Genomic DNA, 22,006 nt, shown 5'->3' on the forward strand with positions numbered 1-22,006 from the left:
GCCTCACTCGGCGTCCTCGCGGATGCGCTGGGCCCCGCGCAGCCGGGCGGGGGCCGCTCGCCGGTTCTCGGCGACCTCCTCCTCGGTGGGAAGTTCGGCACCGCGGGTGAGCAGCTTGAGCCGGGGCTGGTAGCGCTCGGGCACCACCGGCAGACCGGGCGGCGCGGTGGTGGCGGCACCGGCCGCGAACACCTGCTTGACCAGCCGGTCCTCCAGCGAGTGGTACGACAGGACGGCGATCCGGCCGCCGACGGCGAGCGCCTTCACGGCCGCGGGAATCGCCCGCTCCAGGACGCTGAGCTCCCCGTTGACCTCGATGCGCAGGGCCTGGAAGGTGCGCTTGGCGGGGTTGCCGCCGGTGCGCTTGGCGGCCTGCGGCAGGGAGTCGCGGATCAGCTCGACGAGCCGCGCGCTGTTGCTGAAGGGTTCCTTCTCGCGTTCGCGCACGACGGCGGAGACGATCCGTTTGGCCTGCTTCTCCTCGCCGTACGCGCGCAGGATCCGCACCAGTTCGCCCGCCGGGTAGGTGTTGAGCACCTCGGCCGCGCTGATGCCGGTCGTCTGGTCCATCCGCATGTCGAGCGGGGCGTCCTGGGCGTAGGCGAAGCCGCGGTCGGCCTCGTCGAGTTGCATGGAGGAGACGCCCAGGTCGAACAGGACGCCCTGGACACGCGGGATGCCGAGGCGGTCGAGCACCTCGGGCAGTTCGTCGTAGACCGCGTGCACGAGGGTGGCGCGGTCACCGAACGGGGCGAGCCGCTCTCCGGAGAGGCGCAGCGCCTCCTTGTCGCGGTCGAGGGCGACGAGACGGGCCTTAGGGAACCGGGCCAGCAGCGCCTCGCTGTGGCCGCCGAGTCCCAGCGTGCAGTCGACGACCACGGCGCCCGGCTCGGTGAGGGCCGGGGCCAACAGGTCCAGGCACCGCTGGAGCATCACCGGGACGTGTCGACTCTGTCCCTCCCGTCGCCCACCACCCTTATCCGAATGCGCTTCGCGCCCCATTGAATCTGGGCCCTCTCAGGTCCGGCGCGGCCGTACGCACCGCCGGGTCCCCACCCGCTCGAGAAGGGGAGGCCTGCTGGCGCCGGGTGAGTGGCGTCAGCCGACCGGGAGCGGGAGGAGGCCGAGCCGTACGTACGCGCCGCGCACGCGGGGGGAGACGCCGGAAAATCGCCGGGTCTCCAGGGGAAAGCAGTCCAGCAGGGAGAGCCACGCCTCCCGCTTCGCGTCACTTTAGTCCACGGTGTCTCGCGGTCAATCAACCGGCATGCGCGTCGCGGACCACTCCTCCATGAACCCCCGATCGAAGCGATGAATCAGCAAAATTCACCTATCCGGGCGATCTCCAAACACCCATGTGGGTTACCTCACAACAAGACACGATGACGTTCTTTGTCCCTTCTCACAGCAGGACTACTTCGTACGTGACCAGTACCGTCATAGCTATGACGACTTCTGCATCCGTACCCACAGAGCCCGAAGACGCCATAGCCACGGGCGGCACCGTGACCGACCGCCTCGTCGAGGCGAACCAGCGGTACGCCGGCGCGTTCACCGATCCCGGGATGGACGCCCGCCCCGTGCTGCACGTCGCGGTGGTCGCGTGCATGGACGCCCGGCTCGACCTGCACGCCGCACTCGGCCTGGAGCTGGGTGACTGTCACACCATCCGCAACGCGGGCGGCGTCGTCACCGACGACGTGATCCGCTCCCTCACCATCAGCCAGCGGGCGCTCGGCACCCGCAGTGTCGTTCTCATCCACCACACCGGCTGCGGCCTGGAGTCCCTCACCGAGGACTTCCGGCACGACCTGGAGATGGAGGTCGGCCAGCGCCCCGCCTGGGCGGTCGAAGCCTTCCGGGACGTCGAACAGGACGTACGGCAGTCGATGCAGCGCGTGCGCACCTCACCGTTCCTCCTGCACACGGACGACGTGCGCGGCTTCGTCTTCGACGTGACCACGGGCCTGCTGCGCGAGATCGACCCCGCCTGAACACTCCCACCGGGCCCCTCGTAAGACTTCCTGGGACCCTCATGGGACCCTCACTTCACGAAAGACCCCGACCCACCGGCGCCCAAAGGGTCGCAAGACCTGACATATCGCAGCCAGTTGTCCACAGGCGAGTGACACGAACCGGTAACGGCAACAAGAATGCGGTTGTGGCGTCACGCGGAACTTCTCCCGCGTGGTGTCCGTGTTTCGGGGTGGGCCGGTCCGCACAGGGCGTCGGCCCGAGAACGGGCCGAGGAGGGCCGGGTGACGACCTATGACGATCGAGCGAGCCTTACAGATCTGACCGCCACTGTGGAGCGTGTCCGCAGTTCGGTGGAAGGAGTGATCGAAGGCAAGCCTGAGGTCGTACGGCTTTCGCTGACCGTGCTGCTCGCCGAGGGGCATCTTCTGATCGAGGATGTCCCCGGCGTCGGCAAGACCATGCTCGCCAAGGCACTGGCACGGTCCATCGACTGCTCGGTGCGGCGTATCCAGTTCACGCCCGACCTGCTGCCCTCGGACATCACGGGTGTGTCCATCTGGGACCAGCAGCGCCGGGACTTCGAGTTCAAGCCGGGCGCGATCTTCGCGCAGATCGTGATCGGCGACGAGATCAACCGCGCCTCCCCCAAGACGCAGTCAGCGCTCCTGGAGTCAATGGAGGAGCGCCAGGTCACCATCGACGGGCAGACCTACGAACTGCCCAGCCCCTTCATGGTGGTGGCCACGCAGAACCCGGTCGAGATGGAGGGCACCTACCCGCTGCCGGAGGCCCAGCGCGACCGCTTCATGGCCCGCGTCTCCATCGGCTACCCCAGTGCGGACGCCGAGCTTCAGATGCTGGACGTCCACGGCGGGATCTCCCCGCTGGACGACCTCCAGCCGGTGGCGCACGCGCACGAGATCGTGAAGCTGATCGACGCGGTCCGCACGGTCCACGTCGCGGAGACGGTCCGGCGGTACGCGGTGGATCTGGTCGCCGCCACGCGTACCCACCCCGACCTGAGACTCGGCGCCTCGCCGCGTGCCACGCTGCATCTGCTGCGCGCGGCGAAGGCCTCAGCGGCGCTCAGCGGCCGGGAGTACGCGCTGCCGGACGACATCCAGGCGCTCGCCGTGGCGGTCCTGGCTCACCGTCTGCTCCCCACGGCCCAGGCGCAGTTGAACCGTCGTACGGCCGAGCAGGTCGTCCAGGAGATCCTTCAGCACACCGCCGTTCCCGCGGCGCCCCAGCAGCAGCCGGGCTTCACGATGGGCCGCGGCGCGCCCGCGTACGGCCAGCAGCCGCCCCGGAGGCTGTGATGACGACCGGGGGGACCGGCGACGCCGAGGAGGACAAGGGCGGGTTGCGCACCGCGCTCACCGGTCTCACCACCCGCGGACGCTCCTTCCTGGCCGCCGGCATCGCGGCCGCGATCTGCGCGTACGTCCTGGGGCAGAGCGATCTGCTCCGGGTCGGCCTGCTTCTCGCGGTCCTGCCGCTGGTCTGCGCGACCGTGCTGTACCGCACGCGCTACCGGGTCGCGGGCAGCCGCAGGCTCTCCCCCGGGCGGGTGCCGGCCGGTTCCGAGGCCCGCGTCCATCTGCGGATGGACAACGTCTCGCGGCTGCCCACCGGTCTGCTGATGCTCCAGGACCGGGTGCCGTACGTGCTCGGCCCGCGGCCCCGGTTCGTCCTGGACCGGGTGGAGGCGGGCGGCCGGCGCGAGGTGTCCTACCGGGTCCGCTCCGACCTGCGCGGCCGCTATCCGCTGGGTCCGCTGCAGCTGCGTCTGACGGACCCGTTCGGGATGTGCGAGCTGACCCGCTCCTTCTCGACGTACGACACCCTGACGGTCATCCCGCGCGTGGAGCCGCTGCCGCCGGTGCGGCTGAGCGGTGAGGCGAAGGGATACGGCGACGGGCGGCAGCGCTCGCTGGCGCTGGCCGGCGAGGACGACATCATCCCGCGCGGCTACCGCTACGGCGACGACCTGCGCCGGGTGCACTGGCGCCTGACCGCACGCTACGGCGAACTGATGGTCCGTCGCGAGGAACAACCGCAGCGCTCCCGCTGCACGGTGCTGCTCGACACCCGGGGCATCGCCTACGAAGGCGCCGGCCCGGACTCCGCCTTCGAGTGGGCGGTGTCGGGCACGGCGTCGGCGCTGGTGCACATGCTCGAGCGGGGCTTCTCGGTGCGGCTGCTGACGGACGACGGCAACTCGGTGCCCGGCGAGGGCGCCGACGGCTTCGCGGGCGCGAGCCAGGAGTCGGCGGACGCGGCCGGACTGATGATGGACACGCTCGCGGTCATCGACCACTCGGACGGCGCCGGGCTCTCCCGGGCCTACGACGTCCTGCGCGGGGGCAACGAAGGGCTGCTGATCGCCTTTCTCGGCGACCTCGACGAGGAGCAGGCGACGGTGCTCGCCAAGATGCGCCAGCGCAGCGGCGGGGCCGTCGCCTTCCTGCTGGACAGCGAGACCTGGGTGCGGGAACCGACCGACGTCCCCGGCCCGTTGAACAGGAGCGAGGATCGACTGCGCATGCTGCGCGATGCGGGCTGGACCGCCGTGACGGTGCCACGGGGGGCGGAGCTCGCCGACCTGTGGCGGCAGGCGGATGGGCAGCGCATGGGTGCCGCCTCGACGGGGAGCACGGCAGGGGGTGGAGGCTCATGAGCGGGCGGGCCCGGCTGACGTTGTATGCGGCGGCGGCCACACTGATGGCCGCGTGCGCGCTGCTGCCGCTGGTCAAGCCGGCGACGTGGTTCCTCCAGGCGGCGTTCCTGCTGGCACTGCAGTCCGCTGTGGGCGCGCTGACCCGGCGGGTTCCGCTGGCCCGGCCGCTGACGGTGGCGGCGCAGGCGCTGGTGACGCTGATGCTGCTGACGCTGGTCTTCGCCCAGCAGCAGGCTCTCCTCGGCTTCGTCCCGGGACCGGAGGCGTTCCGGCACCTCGGCGATCTGCTCCAGGCGGGCACCGACGACGTCGGGCGGTACGCGATTCCGGCACCGCTGTCCGACGGCATCCGCCTGATGCTGATCGGCGGTGTCCTGGTGATCGGGCTCGCGGTGGACACGCTCGCGGTGACGTTCCGCAGCGCGGCCCCCGCCGGACTCCCCCTGCTCGCGCTGTACTCGGTCGCCGCGGGACTGTCGGGCGGCGGCTGGGCCTGGCTGTGGTTCCTGCTCGCGGCGGCGGGCTATCTGATGCTGCTCCTGGCGGAGGGCCGCGACCGGCTCTCCCAGTGGGGCCGGGTCTTCGGCGGCGCGCCCCGATCACAGGGGCTGGACGCCTCCTCGGGCACGGTCGCACCGGTCCGCACGGGACGGCGCATCGGCGTGGTCGCGCTGGGCATCGCCCTGGTGGTGCCGCTCGGCCTGCCCGCCCTCGACGGCGGTCTGCTGGGCGGCGCGGGGGCGGGCGTCGGCTCGGGTTCCGGGGGCGGCACGATCTCCGCGGTGAACCCGCTGGTCTCGCTCCGCGACAGCCTGAACGTGGACGAGGACCGCCAGGTCATGTCCTACCGCACCAACTCCGAGGACACCCAGGACATGTATCTGCGGATCGTGTCCCTGGACGACTTCGACGGCACGGCGTGGAAGCCGGCCCAGCGACACATCCAGGACGTGCCGGACACGTTCCCGACGCCGATCGGCCTCGGCGCCGATGTCCAGCGCAGCGAGATCCAGACCCGCATCTCGGCGGCCGACTGGTACGCGCAGGACTGGCTGCCCATGCCATACCCGGTCAGCAAGGTGAACATCAGCGGCAGTTGGCGCTATGAGCCGGTCGGGCGCACGCTCGTCGGTGACCACGGTCAGAACACCCGCGGCGTGCGGTACGAGGTGACGAGCCTGATCGTGCGGCCGACCGCGGAGCAACTGGCGAACGCGCCCGAGCCGTCGAAGGCCCTGAAGCGCGAGTTCACCAAGGTGCCGTCGTCGCTGCCCGCGGTGGTGGCCGACACCGCGCGCAAGGTCACCGCGGGCTCGACGAACCACTACGAGCAGGCGGTCAAACTCCAGGACTACTTCGCGGTGAACGGCGGATTCACCTACAACACCCAGGTGCAGGTGGGCAGCGGCTCGGCCGCGATCGCGCGCTTCCTGAAGGACAAGCAGGGCTTCTGCGTCCACTTCTCCTTCGCGATGGCCTCGATGGCCCGCACGCTGGGGATTCCGGCCCGGGTCGCGGTGGGCTTCACGCCCGGCTCCCCGCAGGCCGACGGTTCGATGTCGGTGGGGCTGCGGGACGCGCACGCCTGGCCCGAGCTGTACTTCGAAGGGGTGGGCTGGACCCGCTTCGAGCCGACCCCGAACCGGGGCTCGGTGCCGGAGTACACCCAGACGGACACGCCCGGGTCCGACTCGTCGACGGTGCCGAAGCCGTCCACGTCGACCTCCGCGGCGCCGTCCACCGCTCTCTCGGCCGGCGGCAACTGCCTGGCCGAGCAGAAGAAGCTGGAGGCGTGCCCGAGCCAGTCCGCGCCGGCCGCGGTGGGCTCCAAGGACGACGGCACTCCGTGGTTCCAGATCCTGGGGTACACACTGGCCGGGCTCCTGCTGCTGGTCGTGCCGCTGCTGCCGATGCTGTGGCGGATGCGGCTCCGGTCCGTGCGGCTGGGTGCGCACGGCCGCGGTGAGGCGGACGCGCCCGCGTACACGCTGGCGACGTGGCTGGAGGTGACCGACACGGCGTGGGACTACGGAATCGTGCCGGACGAGTCCCGGACACCACGGAAGGCCGCGGCGCGGATCGTGCGACTCGGGCTCCTCGAAGCCGAGGCGTCGGAGGCGGTGCACCGGATGGCCGCGGCGGTGGAGCAGGTGCTGTACGCCCCGCACCCACGGCTGACGGCGGGGCTCGCGGAAGACGCCCGTCGTGTCACGGACGCCCTCGGCGCCCGGGCGAGCCGCACCGCCCGCCTGCGCGCCCTGCTCGCGCCCCGCTCAGCCGTCCGGGTGGCCTGGGCGGCGTCGGACTACTGGGCGGCTCTGTCGGCCCGGCTGGCGGCGCGCAGGGAGTCCCTGCTGCGACGCCCTTCAGGGCAGAACAGCTGACGTCGCGTTGAACCATGTGGCCCGTGTCCCCGGCCGGGGACACGGGCCACATGTGGTTGGTGCGCGACCGGGACGGAGTTCGCCGGTGCCGGCCGGCGTCCCACGCGCGAAGGTTCGGTTCACGCCGGCGTCACGCCGGCGCTTCACGTCGGCGCGGGCCGGACGCCCTGTCGGGGTACGACTGAGGGGGTGTCCCACCCGGCCCGGGTGGGACACCCCCTCACGCGTTGTCTTCGACTGCGGGCGCCCGCAGGGCTACTGACCCCGCCGGGCTACTGCCCCTGCTCGTCTCGGCGTCGCTGCCAGCGTTGTTCGATGCGGTCCATCATGGAGCGGCGCTGTCGGCCCTGGTGGCGGCGCGCGGCGGGTGCGCCGGGCGCGGCCGGCTGCTCACCCGGCTTGGGAGCCTTGCGCCAACCGGTGACGGCGAGCACCGCACAGCCCAGCATGACGAGAAAACCCACCACGCTGACCCAGATCTGCTTCGAGACCATTCCGGCCATGAGGAGCGCGATACCCACCAGAAAGCCCGCGACCGCCTGGTAGACCCGTCGCCGGGTGTACGTACGCAGCCCGCTTCCCTCAAGCGCTGTCGCGAACTTGGGATCTTCGGCGTACAGCGCTCGCTCCATCTGCTCGAGCATTCGCTGCTCGTGCTCCGAGAGCGGCACGGCGTCCTCCTCATCGTGCAGTCGCCGGGGCGACCGGGGGTCCCCTTCAGGATAGGCAGGGAATCGCCCCCGTGAAACCCGCCCCTCTGCGCCAATTCGCCAACCGGAACCCGCCATGGCACCCCGATTCACTGAGGCGTGCATTCCCCAGCAACCGGCCCGTCATGCCGGACGGTCTCCCTCGATCATACGGCGCCGAGCGCCCGATCGGGTGGCCTGTGGCGTACTCCATCTGCCGCCCCGCCCCTGATCAGGGGCGCAACAGGAGAGGCGGCTCAACCCTCGTCGGCCCCCTGCGTCTCACCGAGCACATGAAGCTGAGTGGCCACGGAGTGGAACGCGGGGAGTTCGGCGGCCGCCGCCTCGAGCTTCAGGAGGGCTTCCACGGCACCCGGCTCGGTGTCCACGAGGACGCCGGGGACCAGGTCCGCGAAGACCCGTACGCCGTGCACGGCGCCGACGCGCAGACCCGCTCCCTCGACGAGCGCGGTGAGCTGGTCGGCGGTGAAGCGGTGGGGTACGGGATCACCCTCGCCCCAGCGTCCGTCCGGGTCGTCGAGCGCCTGCTTGGCCTCCTTGAAGTGCCCGGCGAGGGCACGGGCGAGCACGGCGCCGCCCAGGCCCGCCGCGAGGAGGCTGAGAACACCCTCGGGGCGCAGTGCGTCGACCACGTTGCGCACGCCGTCGGCGGGGTCGTCCACGTACTCCAGGACCCCGTGGCACAGCACGACGTCGTAGCCGCCGCGCTCGACGACGTCGAAGAGGCCGTGGGCGTCGCCCTGGACGCCCTTGACACGGTCGGCGACCCCGGCCTCGGCGGCCCGGCGCTCCAGCGCGAACAGCGCGTTCGGGCTGGGGTCGACGACGGTGACACGGTGGCCGAGGCGGGCCACGGGCACCGCGAAGTTGCCGCTGCCGCCTCCGGTGTCGAGGACGTCCAGGGACTCCCGCCCCGTGGCCTTGACCCGGCGGTCGAGAGCGTCCTTGAGGACCTCCCAGACCACGGCGGTACGGAGAGAGGCGCGGGGGCGCGTCGGGTCCGGCACGGCAGTTGACTCCTCGGAGCGGCACCGCCTCTTGCGCGGCGGAGCGATCGGGGGGCCTCCCGGCAGGAGGCTTCAGGCGCCTCCACCCTATTGCCTCCGCCGTCTTACCCGATCCTCCGTCTCACCCGGCGGATCACGCGTCGGAGCAGGCATCGGGTCGCGCGGTGGATCACGGGGTCAGCTCGCGTCCGGGACCTCCCTGCCCTTTCCGTGCTCCCTGCCCTCCCCGTCTCCGTCCCCCTCCTCCCCTCCGTTCCGACGGGGCTGGGGCAGTACGGGTTGCAGCACCAGCATCCGCTCGACGAGGCGCAGGAACATCGCCACGTCCCGTATCAGGTCGTCGGCGTCGCGGGTGCCGGCCGCGCCCCGGATACCCGCCTCGGCGCGGGCGCGCCGGTCGGCTCCGGAGGCGAACAGGGCGCTCCACTCGGTGAGTTCGGGTGCGATCTCGGGGAGCACTTCCCAGGCGCTCCGGATGCGGGCGCGGCGTCGGGGTGTGGGCTCCGGGCGGCCCCGTGCGGCGAGGACGGCGGCGGCGGTGCGCAGGGCCGCCAAGTGCGCCGTCGCGTAGCGCTCATTGGGTGTTTCCAGGGCGGTCGCCTCGTCGAGGCCGGCGCGGGCCTGGGCGAGCAGGTCGAGGGCGGCGGGCGGGGCCGTGGTCCGGCGGAGCACGGGGTGTACGTCGCTCGCCGGGCCGGTCAGTGAGGGGGCAGGGCCGGTGGCGCGGCGCCGGTGGGCGGCTGCTGCGGAAGAGGTGGCCATGACGAACCTCCTGTCGTCTGTGTGACGGCACTGTGGCCGTATGTGCCCATCGTGAGGTATGGCACTGACAATCCGTTCTGACCTGGGCCTTTGCCTCGATCGAGAGTTCGGGTTAGTTTTTGCACTGACCAGTCAGTTCAAAAATGTTCAGGGGATGGGGACGTTGTGGACGGTCCGCACGGACTCGGGCTCAAGGCCAGGGACTTCGGACTCGAGGGCCCTCGCGGCTGGGCGTTCCGGGGGGTCGGTGTCGATGCGCCGCCCGGCTCGCTGATCGCGGTCGAGGGACCGTCCGGCTCGGGCCGTACGTGCCTGCTGCTCGCGCTCACGGGCCGGATGCGGTCCACCGAGGGGACGGCCACCGTGGGCGGGGCGACGCTGCCGCGGCAGATGGCCGCGGTGCGTCGCGCGAGCGCGCTGGCCCATGTCCCGGGTGTCACCGACCTGGACCCCGCCCTGACCGTCGGGGAGCACCTGCTCGAACGGGCACTGCTGCAGCGGCGGTTCGGGGGTTCCCTGAAGAACTCCCTGCGCGGGCTGGTGCGTCCGCGCAGGGAGCGGGCGGCCGAGGGGAAGCTGCGGATCGACTCCGCACTGACCGCCGCCGGGCTGGACCGGGAGGCCCTGCCCAAGGGCTCCCGGACCGCCGTACGTGACCTGGAGCGGCTCGAAGCCCTGCGGCTGTCCGTCGCGTTGGCCCTCGTCGGCCGCCCGGGGCTGCTCGGCGTCGACGACACCGACCTCAAGTTGTCGGATGCCGAACGGGCCGAGGCCTGGGCCCTGCTGAAGTCGATCGCCCAGTCGGGCACCACGGTCGTGGCGGTGTGCAGCGAGGCTCCCGAGGGTGCCGTCCGCGTGTCCACCCGCCCGACCGACCACACCAGCGAGACCGACGACAAGGAGACGGCCGATGCGCTCGCCGAGACTGGCCGTTCTTGAGCTCAGGCGCTTCGGCCGGGGCAAGCTCCCGCGCGCCGCGCTGGCCGCGCTCCTGTTGCTGCCGCTCCTGTACGGCGCCCTCTACCTGTGGTCGTTCTGGGACCCGTACGGCCGGCTGGACCGCATCCCCGTGGCGCTCGTGAACGACGACAGGGGGGCGAGCGTCGCGGGCAAGAAGCTCACGGCGGGCGCGGACCTCACCAAGGGGCTGCGCGACAGCGACACCTTCGAGTGGCACGAGGTGAGCGCGGCCGAGGCCCATCGGGGCGTCGAGGACGGCACGTACTACCTGTCGCTGACCATGCCGTCCGACTTCAGCCGGAGGATCGCCTCCAGCTCCGGGCAGGCGCCGGAGACGGGCGCCCTCCAGGTACGTACGAACGACGCGAACAACTACATCGTCGGGCAGATCTCACGGACGGTGTTCGGCGAGGTGCGCACGGCGGCGTCCACGAAGGCCTCCCGGTCGTTCCTCGACAAGATCTTCATCTCGTTCTCGGACATCCACGGGGCGACCGAGAAGGCCGCCAAGGGGGCCGACAAACTCAGCGGCGGGATCGGCAGGGCCCGGAAGGGCTCCGAGGACCTCGCCGACGGCCTGAAGGACGCCAAGGAGGGCAGTGGCAAGCTCTCCGGGGGCCTGCGCAAGCTCGACAAGGGCGCCGGCGACCTGGCGGACGGCTCGCGGCAGGTCGCCGACGGCACGGGAGCGCTCGCCGACAGGGTCAACGGGGTCGCGGACAAGGTGGGCCCCTTCCTGAAGGACAACGAGAAGTCGATCGGCGACACGGCGCGGCTCGTCGCCGACTCCGCCGCGGGGATCCGCCACAACCTCGACACGCTGGTGAAGACGGCCCCGGCCGCCGCCAAGGGCGCCCATACGGCCTCCGACGCGCTGAGCGCCGTCTACAGGGCACGCTGCGAGACCCCGCCGTTGCCCGACGCCGCCTGCCCCGACCTGAAGAAGGCCCAGCAGGCGGCGGCGAACGTGGCCGAGGTCGCCGACGACGTGAACACGCTCATCGGCGACCAGAACGGCGATCTCGACCGGCTCGACAAGAACCTGGGCACCCTCCAGCAGCAGGCTCAGGCCCTCGCCGACCGCTCGCCGCACCTCTCCGAAGACCTCACCGACGCCGTCTCCAAGGTCAACAAGCTGAACGAGGGCGCCGAGAAGGTCGCCGCGGGGGCCAAGAAGCTGCGCACGGGGCTCGGCACGGCCAAGACAGGCGCGGCGGACCTCGACACGGGTGTCGGCAAGCTGAAGACGGGCGCGAGCACCCTCGACGAGGGCATGTACAAGCTCGTCGGCGGCTCGGGGCAGCTCGCCGGCGGACTGCACGACGGCGCCGGGCAGATCCCCGACTACGACCGGCAGGACCGCGACCTGCGCACCCAGGTCATGGCCGACCCGGTGAAGCTCGCCTCCAAGGACCTGCACAAGGCGCCCAACTACGGCACGGGCTTCGCCCCGTACTTCATCCCGCTGTCCCTGTGGGTGGGCGCGATGGTGGCGTACATGCTGATCCAGCCGCTGAACCGGCGCGCGCTCGCGGTGGGTGCCTCGGCCTGGCGCATCGCGCTGGCGGGCTGGCTGCCGGTGGCCGCCCTGGGCGTGCTCCAGACGGTGGCCCTGATGTCCGTGCTGCACTGGGCGATCGGCCTGGAGATGGTACGGGCGGCCGGGACCGTCGGCTTCCTGTGCCTGGTGACGGCGTGCTTCGCGGCGCTCGTGCAGTGGCTGAACGCACGCTTCGGAGCGGCGGGCCGGATCCTCGTACTCGCCCTCCTGATGCTCCAGCTGACCTCGGCGGGCGGCACGTACCCCGTCCAGACCAGTCCGGGCTTCTTCAACGCGATCCACCCCTTCTTGCCGATGAGTTACGTCGTCGAGGCCCTCCGCAGGCTCATCACGGGCGGCGGTCTCGGACCGGTCTGGCAGGCGTGCGCCGTCCTCACGGCGTTCACCGCGGGCGCGCTCGCGCTGACCGCCCTGTCGGCACACCGCAAGCAGGTGTGGACCCTCGACCGTCTGCACCCCGAGCTGAGCCTGTGACAATCAGGGCCATGGAAAGCAGGAGCACCACGGCAGGCGGCGGCCGTCGCGAGGCGACCCGGCAGAAGCTCTACGAGGCGGCGGTCACCCTCATCGCGGAACAGGGGTTCTCCGCCACCACCGTGGACGAGATCGCCGAGCGGGCCGGGGTCGCGAAAGGCACCGTCTACTACAACTTCGCGAGCAAGTCCGTCCTCTTCGAGGAGTTGCTGCGGCATGGCGTGGGACTCCTCACCGCCTCCCTGCGGGAGGCCGCGGAGCGCACCGAGCGGGACGGCGGCACCAAGGTCGACGCACTGGACGCGATGATCAGGGCCGGGCTCGCCTTCATCAACCGCTACCCGGCCTTCACCCAGCTCTACGTGGCCGAGCTGTGGCGCACCAACCGGGCCTGGCAGTCCACGCTCATGGTGGTCCGGCAGGAGGCCGTCGCGGTCGTCGAGGGCGTGCTGCGCGAAGGGGTGGCGAACGGCGAGCTCAGCGACGAGATCGACATTCCGCTGACGGCCGCCGCGCTGGTCGGGATGGTCCTGGTGGCCGCCCTGGACTGGCAGGCCTTCCAGCCGGAGCGTTCCCTGGACGACGTCCACGCGGCGCTGTCGCGGCTGCTCCAGGGCCGCGTGAGCGGCAATCGGTGAGCCGGCAGGGCTCGGTACGGAAACGGGGCACGGCAAAGCGCCGGTCCGAGGTGGCCGCGTCCCCCGCGGGCCGCCTCGAACCGGCGCTTCGCCGTACTCCCCCGTGCTTCCCCGTACTCCCCGTTGGGCCCCCGTTCGGTCGTCCCCCGGGTTCCCCCGTGCCTCACTCCCGCCGACGGAGTCGGCGGAAGGAGCGGCCAAGGGCGCGAGGACCGTTCCGCCGCCCCGTGTCGGCGGTACCGGAGCCGCGCCCCCTTCCGTGCCTCCACTCTCTCTTTCGCGCAGGTGGGGCCCCATCCGCGCGCGTACTCATCTCACCCACTGAGTACGGATACTCAGTCGTACGCACTCATGCCCAGGACGCGCCGTCGTCGACTGGTTACGATCGCGTCCGTGTCCGTACTCCCCCTGGTCTTCACCAGCGGCTGGGCCAGTGGCATCAACGCGTACGCGGTGGTGCTGCTCCTCGGCGTCTTCGGAGCGACCGGTCTGAGCGACGACGTCCCGCAGTCCCTTCAGCGTCCTGAGATCCTGATCACAGCGGGCGTTCTCTTCCTGTGCGAGGCGGTCGCCGACAAGATCCCGTACGTGGACTCGGTGTGGGACTCGGTGCACACCGTGATCCGCCCGGCGGCGGGGGCCTGGGTCGGGGCCCTGCTCGCCGGGCAGAGCGGTTCGCTCTCCGATCTGGCGGCGGGCGCGATCGGCGGTTCGACGGCATTGGCGAGCCACACGGTCAAGGCCGGGACACGGATGGCGATCAACACCTCGCCCGAGCCGTTCAGCAACCACATCATGAGCACCGCCGAGGATCTCGGGGTCGCCGGGATCCTGACCTTCGCGATGTTCCACCCCGAGGCCGCGGCGATCATCGCGGGCGTGCTGCTGCTCGCGGGGCTGCTGGCGCTCTTCTTCCTGATCTCACGGATCCGCCGGTTCCTGCGCCGAAGGGCCCAGCGCCGGGAGGAGAGACGCCTGGCCGAGCGGGTGGGACAGCCACCCGACTGAGCACCGCGGGCCGGGTTGTCAGTGGCGGCCGATAAAGTCGCCGGCATGGGACGGATTGCGGTGATCGGCGCCGGGATGGGCGCGATGGCGGCCGCCGCCCGGCTGGCCGTCGCGGGCCACCGGGTGGTGGTGTACGAGCGCGCGGCGACGTACGGCGGGGCGGTGCGCCGCTTCCAGCGCGACGGCTTCATGTTCGACACGGGCCCGGGGCTGCTCCCGCTGCCCGCGGTCTACCGCGATCTGTTCGTCAAGACGGGCAAGGAGCCGCTGGAGGCGTGCGTCGAGCTGGTCCAGGTGGACCCGTCCTCGCACCATGTCTTCGCCGACGGCACGGAAGTCGGCCTGCCGAACGCCTCACGCGCCGGCGCCGTCACCGCCCTCGACGCGGCTCTGGGGGCGGGCGCGGGCGCTCGGTGGGGCGACTTCCTGGTGCGGGCGCGCGAGGCCTGGGACCGCACCCGCAGGCCGCTCCTGGAGGAGCCGCTGTGGCCGAACTGGTCGGTGCTCGCCGAGCGCGAGCCCTACCCCTCGGTGCCGCACAAGAAGCTGCTGCGCACCCGCCGCGCCACGACCCTCGCCGAGGTCGGCGCCTGGGAGTTGCGCGACCCGCGCCTCACGGCCCTGCTGGAGAGCCACGCCCTCGCCCACGGGCTCGATCCGCGCGTCACCCCGGCGAGCGCCGCCGTGCTGCCGTACATGGAGCACGCCTTCGGCACCTGGTATGTGCGCGGCGGCATACGGGAGTTGGCGCGGGCGGTGTACGAGCGGTGCGTGGCCCGCAGGGTGGAGTTCCGCTTCGGGACCCCGGTCGCGCGGATCGTCGAGAAGGACGGCCGAGTGGTGGGTGTGGAGCTGGCCGACGGCGAGGCCGCGGACGCGGACTTCGTGGTCGCCGGTGTCGCGCCCGGAGCGCTCGACGCCCTGGTCCCCGGGACGGCGCTACGGGGCGGTGACGAGGTCGCACCGCGGCACGGGGCGCCGAGTCGGCTGACCGTGCTGCTGGCGCTGCGCGGAGGGCGCCCCGAGGGGGTGGCACACCGGACGGTGGTGCACGCGGCGGACCGGGCGGAGGAGTTGGACCGGCTCTTCGGTGAGCGTCCGGGGTTCCCTTCCTCCCCCACCGTGACGGTGTCGCGCCCGGACGACCCGACCCTCGCGCCGGACACGGGGCACGAGGCGGTCACGCTGAGCGTCACGGTCCCGTCAGGCCTGCCGGTGTCCGAGGCGGACGTGGAGGGGGTGCTCGGTGTCGCCGAGCGCGCGATACCTGGCCTGCGCGACCGTCTGCTGTGGCAGGAGGTCCGCACTCCGGCCGACTTCGCCGAGGAGACCGGCGCGGACGGCGGCGCCGTCCCCGCCCCGGCGCTCGCCGCGGCGGGCGGTCGGCTGCTGCACGCGTCGAACACCACCCGTATGCCGGGGCTGTTCGTGGTCGGCGGCTGGGCCCACCCGGGCGGTGGCCTCCCGCACGCGGGCATGTCGGGCGCCCTGGTGTCCGGACTGATCGTGGAGGGACCGCAGTTCCGGGGCTCTCAGTGAGCGCACCGGCGCGCCGAAGGCCGCCCGGGGAGGGGGCGGCCTTCAGTACCGGTACTGCTCGTCGTACCCGGCGCCGTTGGCGTTGCCGTTGCCCTGGTACGGGTAGGGCTGTTCCGGCGGGAGTTCGCCGCCGTAGGGGTCGTCGGTGCTGCGCTGCTGCGGGACCCAGACGCCGCCGGAGGGGGTCTCGCCGCCGTAGCCGCCGGTGGCGTACTGGTCCTGGCCGTAGCCCTGCTGCTGCGTGTACTGCTGGTCGCCGCCGCCGTAGGTCGTGTCGTACGAGGCGCCGCTGTAGGTCTGCGTGCCGATGTACGGGTCGGAGTAGGCGGCGTACTGCTGCTGATTGTTGTCGTAGCCGTACTGCTGCTGGTCGTACCCGGTCGAGTAGCCGTCGTACGCGTAGGCCTGCTGGTCCTGGGACTGGGCCGCGGCGGCGTAGGACTGGTCGGTGGCGGTCGCGTAGGCGGTGTCGCTGTAGACGCCGTAGGAGCCGGTGTCGTCGGGCAGGGGCTGGGGCTCGTACACGGCGGTGGCCTCGGCGGCCGTCAGGTCACCGGAGCCGGGCGGCATGAACCGGTCGGAGTGCGCGGGCGAGAACACGTCGTCCTCGCGGGCGAAGTCGTCGCCCTGGGGATACGCCGCGCCTCGGGCCAGTCCTTCGGCCCTGGACTCGGCTCCCTCGGCCGTCTCGAGGTCGGAGGCCTCCGGCGCCGGGTCCTGGTGCTCCTCACCGCGGCGGCGCTTGCTCTTGCCGAGGCCCTTGTCGGCGCCGCTGTCGGCGCCCTGCCGGTTGCCCACGGCCCAGCCCTCGGCGAAACCGCGGCGGAACGACAGGGTGACGTACGTCTGGCCGACCGCGAAGGCCGAGGCGCCGAGCCCGATGACGATCACGGAGGGGATCAGCACGCCGAAGACGACACCGAGGAAGCCCACGAACGCGAGCAGGCGCCAGCGCAGCCGCGCCTTGTACTGCAGCAGGACCTCGCCGAGCAGCCACAGCGCGACGATGCCGAACGCGATATAGAGGACCGTCCAGCCCATGTACGCCCCTCTCCCAGTGGCCGCTACGCAGTGTGTCGTACGTGGGTGCGACCGGTCTAGGCCTGCTGCGGGTGGTGCAGGCCCAGATTCTCGTAGATTTCCAGCGTCGCCGTCGAGTTGTTGAGCGTGATGAAGTGAAGTCCGGGGACTCCCTCGTCCAGCAGCCTCGCGCAGAACTCCGTCGCGAACTCGATGCCAATGGAGCGTACAGCCGCCGGATCGTCTTTGGCTGTGAGGATCCGCTCTTTCAGGACGTCCGGGAACGAAGCGTTACTGAGCTTCGGAAGTCGTTCCAGCATCTTCACACTCGTCACCGGCATGACCTCCGGGATGACCGGTGTCGTACAGCCGGCCGCCACCACCCGGTCACGCAGGCGCAGATACGACTCGGGCTGGAAGAACATCTGGGTGATCGCGTAGTCCGCGCCGGCCCGGCACTTGTCGACGAAGTGCGCGACGTCCACGTCCCAGTCCGCGGAGCGGGGGTGCATCTCGGGGAAGGCGGCGACGCCGACGCAGAAGTCGCCGGACTCCTTGATGAGACGGACCAGTTCGGCGGCGTAGGTCAGGCCCCGGGGGTGCGGGACCCACTCGCCCATCGGGTCGCCGGGCGGGTCGCCGCGGACCGCGAGCATGTTCCGGATGCCGGCGTCGGCGTACTGGCCGATGATGTTGCGCAGTTCGGCGATGGAGTGGTTGACCGCGGTGAGGTGGGCGACCGGGGTGAGCGTCGTGTCGGCGACGATCTGCTCGGTCTCCTTGACCGTGCCCGCGCGGGTGGAGCCACCGGCACCGTAGGTGACGGAGACGAAGTCGGGGGCGACGGCCTCGACGCGACGAAGCGCGTTCCACAGGTTCCGCTCGCCTTGGGGAGTTTTCGGCGCGGAGAACTCGAACGAGTACGTCGCCTTGCCGGTGGCGAGCATGTCGCGCACGGTGCGTGCGCGATCAGTCCTGGTGGAAGCAGATCCGAGGGCCATACTCGCAGGTTAGTCAGGGGGCGGCGGTCTCCCAACCGAACCGACGCCAATTGTCTGATTTGTCGACTTCTTGTCCACCCCTCGGACACTTGTGGGACAACCGGTCCGAGCGTTGATCGGACCGTCGACGCGCCCGCTGTGCCTGACGCGGTCGCCGCTCAGGCCTGACGCAGCCGCTTCGCGAATTCTCCCGCCGCCGCGCCGGGATCCGCCGCCTCGGTGATCGCCCGTACGACGACGACACGGCGGGCGCCCGCTTCCAGCACCTCGTCGAGGTTGCCGAGGTCGATGCCGCCGATGGCGAACCAGGGGCGGTCGGTGGCGAGGGAGGCCGTGTAACGGACCAGGCCGAGGCCCGGGGCGTGGCGGCCGGGCTTGGTGGGGGTGGGCCAGCAGGGGCCGGTGCAGAAGTAGTCCACGCCGTCCTGGACGGCGGCGGCCGCGGCCTCGGACTCGGCGTGCGTGGAGCGGCCCATCAGGACCTCGTCGCCGAGGATCGCGCGGGCGGCGGGGACCGGGAGGTCGCCCTGGCCCAGGTGGAGCACGTCGGCGCCGATGGCGTGGGCGACGTCCGCGCGGTCGTTGACCGCGAGGAGCTTGCCGTGGCGGGCGCAGGCGTCCGCGAAGACCTGGAGGTGCTCCAGCTCCTCGGCGGCCTCCATGCCCTTGTCGCGCAGCTGCACGATGTCGACGCCGCCGGCCAGGACCGCGTCCAGGAACTCGGCGAGGTCGCCCTGGCGCTTGCGGGCGTCCGTGCAGAGGTAGACGCGGGCGTCCGCGAGGCGGGTGCGGGCGGCGTTCTCGGGCATGCGTGTGTCCCCCGTGGTGCGGAGCGTACGGCTGTCGTACGCACCCTACGGACGTGGTGCGGTGCGTACGGACCGCGGCGGCCCGGGTGGTCCGGGGCCGGCCGTGGTCCGTACGCCGGACGGTCGGTCGAGTCAGACGGCGAGCGCCTGGGCGCGGCGCTTCACCTCCGTGCCGCGATTCTCGCTCAGAGCCTGCGCGGGGGTGCCGGGCAGGCTCGGGTCGGGGGTGAAGAGCCACTCGAGCATCTCTTCGTCGGAGAAGCCGTCGTCCCGCAGGAGCGTCAAGGTGCCGGCCAGGCCCTTGACGACCTTCTGCTCGTTCCCGTCGATGAAGGCGGCGGGGACGTGCAGCGCGCGGTTCTCACCACGGCGTACGGCGATCAGCTGGCCCTCCTTGACCAACTGCCGGACGCGGGTCACCTCGACGCCGAGCTGTTCGGCGATGTCGGGGAGGGTGAGCCAGGCGGGGACGAGAGCATCGATCTTTGCGTCAATCTCGGTCACGGGACAAGCCTGCCATCCCGGACTGACACTCGGTACCCGAGCGCCCCCCGGACCGCCGTCCGGGCGACGACGAAAACCGGGCGGTCATGCCGTGGCGTCCTTCAGAGGGCGGGACGGGTCGGCCAGGATGTCCGGGTTCATGGGCATGCCCGCCTCGATCAGACGGCGGCCCTGGGCCAGGTCACGGGGACGCCCCACGGCCAGGAGGGCGACGAGGCGGCTCTCGCGGAGCCAGCAGACCGTCCAGGCCGCGCCCGACGGGTCGCCCCGCCAGATGGTCGTATCGGCGGGGGCGTGATGGCCGACGTACTGGACGAAGCGGCCGAACTGCTCGGACCAGAAGTACGGGACCGGGTCGTACGCCGCCGGGGCCTCGCCGATGATGTTCGCCGCGACCGTGCGCGGCGCCTGGAGGGCGTTGTCCCAGTGGTGGACGAGGAGGCGCTCCTCGTAGCGGCCCGACGGGAAGGAGGCGCAGTCGCCGACCGCGTAGACGTCCGGGACGGAGGTGCGCAGGTGGTTGTCGGCGACCACCTCCCGGTGGGCGCCGAGCTCGATGCCGGAGCCGGCCAGCCAGGCGGTGGCGGGGCGCGCGCCGATGCCGACGACCACGGCGCCCGCCGGCACCCGCGTGCCGTCGTCCAGCACCACCGCGCCGGGCTCGACGCGCTCCACGCGCGCGTGGGTGCGCAGCGAGGCGCCGCTGTCCGCGTACCAGGCGGCCATCGGCGCCGCGACCTCCGCGGGCAACGCGCCGGCCAGCGGCCGGTCGGCCGCCTCGACGACCGTGACCGCGCACCCGGCCTCACGCGCCGCCGTCGCGAACTCCGCACCGATCCAGCCCGCCCCGACGACCACGATGTCGTGCTGCTGGGCGAGCACGGGGCGCAGTCGCTCGGCGTCGTCCAGGGTCCGCAGCAGATGGACGCCGGGGACGCCCTGCGCGCCGGGCAGCTGGATCGGTTCCGCGCCGGTCGCGAGGACCAGGACGTCGTAGGGCACCGGTCCTGTCTCGGTGTCCAGCTCGTGGTCTGCGGGGCGCAGGCCCAGCGCCTCGCAGCCGAGCCGCAGTTCGATGCCGAGCGCCTCGAAGTCGATGTCGAAGGCGGAGCCCTCGGCCTTGCCGAGCAGCACCGCCTTGGACAGGGGTGGCCGGTCGTACGGCTGGTGCGGCTCGGCGCCGATCAGCGTCACGTCCCCGGTGAAACCCTGTTCCCGCAGGGCGACCGCCGTCTGCACGCCGGCCATGCCCGCGCCCACGATGACGACCCGCCGTGCCGTACGCCCCTGCGCCCGCACCTGTGCCCGCGTCTGCTCGCTCACCTGATCACCATAGACAACTGACAATCTGTCAGTCAGGGGACGTGCGCAGTGACCTGTTCCACAACGTTCGTCGCGCCCGCGTCCGACGGAGGCTCCCTTACTGAGACATACGGCAGCGGGCTAGGGTGGCTCACGTAAAGCACTCGCGGGAGCCCGGACGCACCGGGCTGAGAGGGAGGCTGGCGGCCTCCGACCGTACGAACCTGATCCGGGTCATGCCGGCGAAGGGAGGGGCTGGAAGCCCATGTCGCCTACGCGTACACCTGCACGTTCCTCGGATGCGCCGTCATCGGACGCACGTGCGTCGGACGTCCTCGTCATCGGGGGCGGGATCATCGGTCTCGTGACCGCCTGGCGGGCCGCGCAGCGCGGGTTCACCGTCGCGGTCGCGGACCCCGAGCCGGGCGGCGGGGCGGCACGGGTGGCCGCCGGAATGCTCGCCGCCGTCACCGAGCTGCACTACGGCGAGCAGACCCTGCTGGGCCTGAACCTCGCCTCCGCGCGCCGCTATCCCGACTTCGCCGCCGAACTCACCGAGGCGAGCGGCCAGGACCTCGGCTACCGCCGGTGCGGCACGCTGGCCGTCGCGCTGGACGCCGACGACCGCGCCCACCTGCGTGAACTGCATGCCCTGCAACACCGCTCGGGGCTTGAATCGGAGTGGCTCAGCGGCCGGGAGTGCCGCCGTCTGGAGCCGATGCTCGCGCCGGGCGTGCGCGGCGGGCTGCGGGTCGACGGCGACCACCAGATCGACCCGCGCCGGCTCGCGAAGGCCCTGGTCACGGCGTGCGAGCGGGCCGGAGTGGAGTTCCACCGGACGTGGGCGGAGCGTTTGACCGTCGTACGGGACCGGGCCGCCGGGGTCGTCACGACGGGCGGTGAACAGCTGGCGGCGGGGCAGGTGGTGCTCGCCGCCGGGAGCCTCAGCGGGAAGCTCCCGGGCGTGCCCGCCGCCGTACTGCCGCCCGTACGGCCCGTGAAGGGTCAGGTGCTGCGGCTGACCGTGCCGAAGCGGTACGCGCCGTTCCTGAGCCGGACCGTGCGGGCCGTGGTGCGCGGCAGCCACGTCTATCTGGTGCCGCGGGAGAACGGCGAGCTCGTCGTGGGCGCCACCAGCGAGGAGCTGGGCTGGGACACGACGGTGACCGCGGGCGGGGTCTACGAGCTGCTGCGCGACGCCCATGAGCTGGTGCCCGGGATCACCGAGCTGCCGCTCACCGAGACGCGCGCGGGCCTGCGGCCCGGGTCGCCCGACAACGCGCCACTGCTCGGCCCGACCGCGCTCGACGGGCTGCTGCTGGCCACCGGGCACTACCGCAACGGCGTCCTGCTCACGCCCGTCACCGGGGACGTCATGGCGCACGTCCTGACCACCGGCGAGCTTCCGGAAGAGGCCCGCCCCTTCACCCCCGGGCGCTTCAGCACAACACTCACGGAGCAGACGGTATGAACATCTTCGTCAACGGAGAGCGACGGCTCGTCGCCGCCGGCACGGCCCTCGACGCGCTCGTCGCCACCCTCACCGTCGCGCCCTCCGGCGTCGCCGCCGCGCTCAACGAAACCGTCGTCCCGCGCACGCGGTGGTCGTCCACGGCCCTCTCCGAGGGAGACCGCGTCGAAGTCCTCACCGCAGTCCAAGGAGGCTGAAC

General features: G+C 71.9%; 20 protein-coding genes and 1 riboswitch. Of the genes, 11 read left to right on the forward strand and 9 right to left on the reverse strand.

From position 1 onward, the window contains the following. Window positions 1-3: 3 nt before the first annotated feature. A complete protein-coding gene (rsmH, locus tag ACIQTP_RS18975; RefSeq protein WP_403401142.1) occupies window positions 4-1,002 on the reverse strand; it encodes a 16S rRNA (cytosine(1402)-N(4))-methyltransferase RsmH in 999 nt (332 codons plus the stop codon). 443 nt (window positions 1,003-1,445) lie between these two features. Here rsmH and ACIQTP_RS18980 point away from each other — a divergent pair, with 443 nt between their 5' ends. From ACIQTP_RS18980 to ACIQTP_RS18995, 4 genes are all read left to right on the forward strand, one after another. Beyond that, window positions 1,446-1,994 carry a beta-class carbonic anhydrase gene (locus ACIQTP_RS18980; protein ID WP_403401144.1) on the forward strand — a complete coding sequence of 183 codons (549 nt, stop codon included), beginning with the start codon at window positions 1,446-1,448 and terminating at the stop codon, window positions 1,992-1,994. A 264-nt stretch (window positions 1,995-2,258) separates the two neighbouring features. Then, window positions 2,259-3,296 carry an AAA family ATPase gene (locus tag ACIQTP_RS18985; protein WP_403401145.1) on the forward strand — a complete coding sequence of 346 codons (1,038 nt, stop codon included), beginning with the start codon at window positions 2,259-2,261 and terminating at the stop codon, window positions 3,294-3,296. Further along, window positions 3,296-4,657 carry a DUF58 domain-containing protein gene (locus ACIQTP_RS18990; protein ID WP_403401147.1) on the forward strand — a complete coding sequence of 454 codons (1,362 nt, stop codon included), beginning with the start codon at window positions 3,296-3,298 and terminating at the stop codon, window positions 4,655-4,657. Before ACIQTP_RS18985 ends, ACIQTP_RS18990 begins: the two co-directional genes overlap by 1 nt. Then, window positions 4,654-7,041: a DUF3488 and DUF4129 domain-containing transglutaminase family protein gene (locus ACIQTP_RS18995; protein ID WP_403401149.1), complete on the forward strand. Its 2,388-nt coding sequence runs from the start codon at window positions 4,654-4,656 to the stop codon at window positions 7,039-7,041. The genes ACIQTP_RS18990 and ACIQTP_RS18995 overlap by 4 nt, the downstream gene beginning before the upstream one ends. A 272-nt stretch (window positions 7,042-7,313) precedes the next feature. Here the strand turns inward: ACIQTP_RS18995 and ACIQTP_RS19000 are convergent, their stop codons facing one another. From ACIQTP_RS19000 to ACIQTP_RS19010, 3 genes are all read right to left on the reverse strand, one after another. Next, the gene (locus tag ACIQTP_RS19000) at window positions 7,314-7,712 is read right to left on the reverse strand and encodes a DUF3040 domain-containing protein (RefSeq protein ID WP_101405634.1); all 399 of its coding nucleotides are present in this window, start codon (window positions 7,710-7,712) and stop codon (window positions 7,314-7,316) included. A gap of 275 nt (window positions 7,713-7,987) precedes the next feature. Beyond that, window positions 7,988-8,758 (reverse strand): methyltransferase, encoded by a 771-nt coding sequence (locus ACIQTP_RS19005; RefSeq protein WP_403401151.1) that lies wholly within the window; start codon window positions 8,756-8,758, stop codon window positions 7,988-7,990. A 177-nt stretch (window positions 8,759-8,935) separates the two neighbouring features. Next, window positions 8,936-9,520: an SAV_6107 family HEPN domain-containing protein gene (locus ACIQTP_RS19010; protein ID WP_403401153.1), complete on the reverse strand. Its 585-nt coding sequence runs from the start codon at window positions 9,518-9,520 to the stop codon at window positions 8,936-8,938. Between the two features lie 165 nt (window positions 9,521-9,685). Between ACIQTP_RS19010 and ACIQTP_RS19015 the strand changes: the two genes are divergently transcribed. The 5 genes from ACIQTP_RS19015 (at window position 9,686) to ACIQTP_RS19035 (ending at window position 15,700) form a co-directional block, all read left to right on the forward strand. Further along, window positions 9,686-10,459 carry an ATP-binding cassette domain-containing protein gene (locus ACIQTP_RS19015; RefSeq protein WP_403401155.1) on the forward strand — a complete coding sequence of 258 codons (774 nt, stop codon included), beginning with the start codon at window positions 9,686-9,688 and terminating at the stop codon, window positions 10,457-10,459. Beyond that, entirely contained in the window at window positions 10,431-12,515 is a 2,085-nt protein-coding gene (locus ACIQTP_RS19020) for a YhgE/Pip family protein (RefSeq protein WP_403401157.1), read from the forward strand. The genes ACIQTP_RS19015 and ACIQTP_RS19020 overlap by 29 nt, the downstream gene beginning before the upstream one ends. A gap of 11 nt (window positions 12,516-12,526) precedes the next feature. Further along, window positions 12,527-13,153 (forward strand): TetR/AcrR family transcriptional regulator, encoded by a 627-nt coding sequence (locus tag ACIQTP_RS19025; RefSeq protein WP_402037358.1) that lies wholly within the window; start codon window positions 12,527-12,529, stop codon window positions 13,151-13,153. Between the two features lie 393 nt (window positions 13,154-13,546). Continuing rightward, window positions 13,547-14,161, forward strand: a complete 615-nt coding sequence (locus ACIQTP_RS19030; RefSeq protein WP_403401159.1) for a DUF4126 domain-containing protein — start codon at window positions 13,547-13,549, stop codon at window positions 14,159-14,161. A 45-nt stretch (window positions 14,162-14,206) separates the two neighbouring features. Continuing rightward, window positions 14,207-15,700 carry a phytoene desaturase family protein gene (locus tag ACIQTP_RS19035; protein WP_403401161.1) on the forward strand — a complete coding sequence of 498 codons (1,494 nt, stop codon included), beginning with the start codon at window positions 14,207-14,209 and terminating at the stop codon, window positions 15,698-15,700. A gap of 42 nt (window positions 15,701-15,742) precedes the next feature. Here ACIQTP_RS19035 and ACIQTP_RS19040 read toward each other — a convergent pair whose 3' ends face one another. From ACIQTP_RS19040 to ACIQTP_RS19060, 5 genes are all read right to left on the reverse strand, one after another. Continuing rightward, a complete protein-coding gene (locus ACIQTP_RS19040) occupies window positions 15,743-16,741 on the reverse strand; it encodes a hypothetical protein (protein WP_403401163.1) in 999 nt (332 codons plus the stop codon). 56 nt (window positions 16,742-16,797) lie between these two features. Beyond that, the gene (gene metF / locus ACIQTP_RS19045; protein WP_403401165.1) at window positions 16,798-17,721 is read right to left on the reverse strand and encodes a methylenetetrahydrofolate reductase [NAD(P)H]; all 924 of its coding nucleotides are present in this window, start codon (window positions 17,719-17,721) and stop codon (window positions 16,798-16,800) included. Between the two features lie 158 nt (window positions 17,722-17,879). After that, window positions 17,880-18,530 carry a thiamine phosphate synthase gene (gene thiE, locus ACIQTP_RS19050; protein ID WP_390928102.1) on the reverse strand — a complete coding sequence of 217 codons (651 nt, stop codon included), beginning with the start codon at window positions 18,528-18,530 and terminating at the stop codon, window positions 17,880-17,882. 132 nt (window positions 18,531-18,662) lie between these two features. Further along, window positions 18,663-19,034, reverse strand: a complete 372-nt coding sequence (locus ACIQTP_RS19055; RefSeq protein ID WP_101405624.1) for an Rv2175c family DNA-binding protein — start codon at window positions 19,032-19,034, stop codon at window positions 18,663-18,665. A gap of 84 nt (window positions 19,035-19,118) precedes the next feature. Next, window positions 19,119-20,357 (reverse strand): NAD(P)/FAD-dependent oxidoreductase, encoded by a 1,239-nt coding sequence (locus ACIQTP_RS19060; protein WP_403401168.1) that lies wholly within the window; start codon window positions 20,355-20,357, stop codon window positions 19,119-19,121. A gap of 135 nt (window positions 20,358-20,492) precedes the next feature. Then, a riboswitch (TPP riboswitch) is annotated at window positions 20,493-20,604 on the forward strand. Between ACIQTP_RS19060 and thiO the strand changes: the two genes are divergently transcribed. Next, window positions 20,602-21,807 carry a glycine oxidase ThiO gene (thiO, locus tag ACIQTP_RS19065; RefSeq protein WP_403401170.1) on the forward strand — a complete coding sequence of 402 codons (1,206 nt, stop codon included), beginning with the start codon at window positions 20,602-20,604 and terminating at the stop codon, window positions 21,805-21,807. Its footprint overlaps the riboswitch before it by 3 nt. Then, on the forward strand, window positions 21,804-22,004 hold the full coding sequence (gene thiS, locus ACIQTP_RS19070; protein WP_403401172.1) for a sulfur carrier protein ThiS: 201 nt from the start codon (window positions 21,804-21,806) through the stop codon (window positions 22,002-22,004). Before thiO ends, thiS begins: the two co-directional genes overlap by 4 nt. The last annotated feature ends 2 nt before the right edge of the window (window positions 22,005-22,006 follow it).

It is taken from the genome of Streptomyces sp. NPDC090798 (genome assembly GCF_044768965.1).
GTDB lineage: Bacteria > Actinomycetota > Actinomycetes > Streptomycetales > Streptomycetaceae > Streptomyces.

What these genes read in the sequence shown, in the direction of transcription:
- metF (WP_403401165.1), bottom strand. Translation starts at nt 17,721, where the DNA reads ATGGCCCTCGGATCTGCTTCCACCAGGACTGATCGCGCACGCACCGTG.
- ACIQTP_RS18995 (WP_403401149.1), top strand. Translation starts at nt 4,654, where the DNA reads ATGAGCGGGCGGGCCCGGCTGACGTTGTATGCGGCGGCGGCCACACTG.
- ACIQTP_RS19040 (WP_403401163.1), bottom strand. Translation starts at nt 16,741, where the DNA reads ATGGGCTGGACGGTCCTCTATATCGCGTTCGGCATCGTCGCGCTGTGG.
- ACIQTP_RS19035 (WP_403401161.1), top strand. Translation starts at nt 14,207, where the DNA reads ATGGGACGGATTGCGGTGATCGGCGCCGGGATGGGCGCGATGGCGGCC.
- thiS (WP_403401172.1), top strand. Translation starts at nt 21,804, where the DNA reads ATGAACATCTTCGTCAACGGAGAGCGACGGCTCGTCGCCGCCGGCACG.
- thiO (WP_403401170.1), top strand. Translation starts at nt 20,602, where the DNA reads ATGTCGCCTACGCGTACACCTGCACGTTCCTCGGATGCGCCGTCATCG.
- ACIQTP_RS19025 (WP_402037358.1), top strand. Translation starts at nt 12,527, where the DNA reads ATGGAAAGCAGGAGCACCACGGCAGGCGGCGGCCGTCGCGAGGCGACC.
- ACIQTP_RS18980 (WP_403401144.1), top strand. Translation starts at nt 1,446, where the DNA reads ATGACGACTTCTGCATCCGTACCCACAGAGCCCGAAGACGCCATAGCC.
- ACIQTP_RS19020 (WP_403401157.1), top strand. Translation starts at nt 10,431, where the DNA reads ATGCGCTCGCCGAGACTGGCCGTTCTTGAGCTCAGGCGCTTCGGCCGG.
- rsmH (WP_403401142.1), bottom strand. Translation starts at nt 1,002, where the DNA reads ATGGGGCGCGAAGCGCATTCGGATAAGGGTGGTGGGCGACGGGAGGGA.
- ACIQTP_RS19010 (WP_403401153.1), bottom strand. Translation starts at nt 9,520, where the DNA reads ATGGCCACCTCTTCCGCAGCAGCCGCCCACCGGCGCCGCGCCACCGGC.
- ACIQTP_RS18990 (WP_403401147.1), top strand. Translation starts at nt 3,296, where the DNA reads ATGACGACCGGGGGGACCGGCGACGCCGAGGAGGACAAGGGCGGGTTG.
- thiE (WP_390928102.1), bottom strand. Translation starts at nt 18,530, where the DNA reads ATGCCCGAGAACGCCGCCCGCACCCGCCTCGCGGACGCCCGCGTCTAC.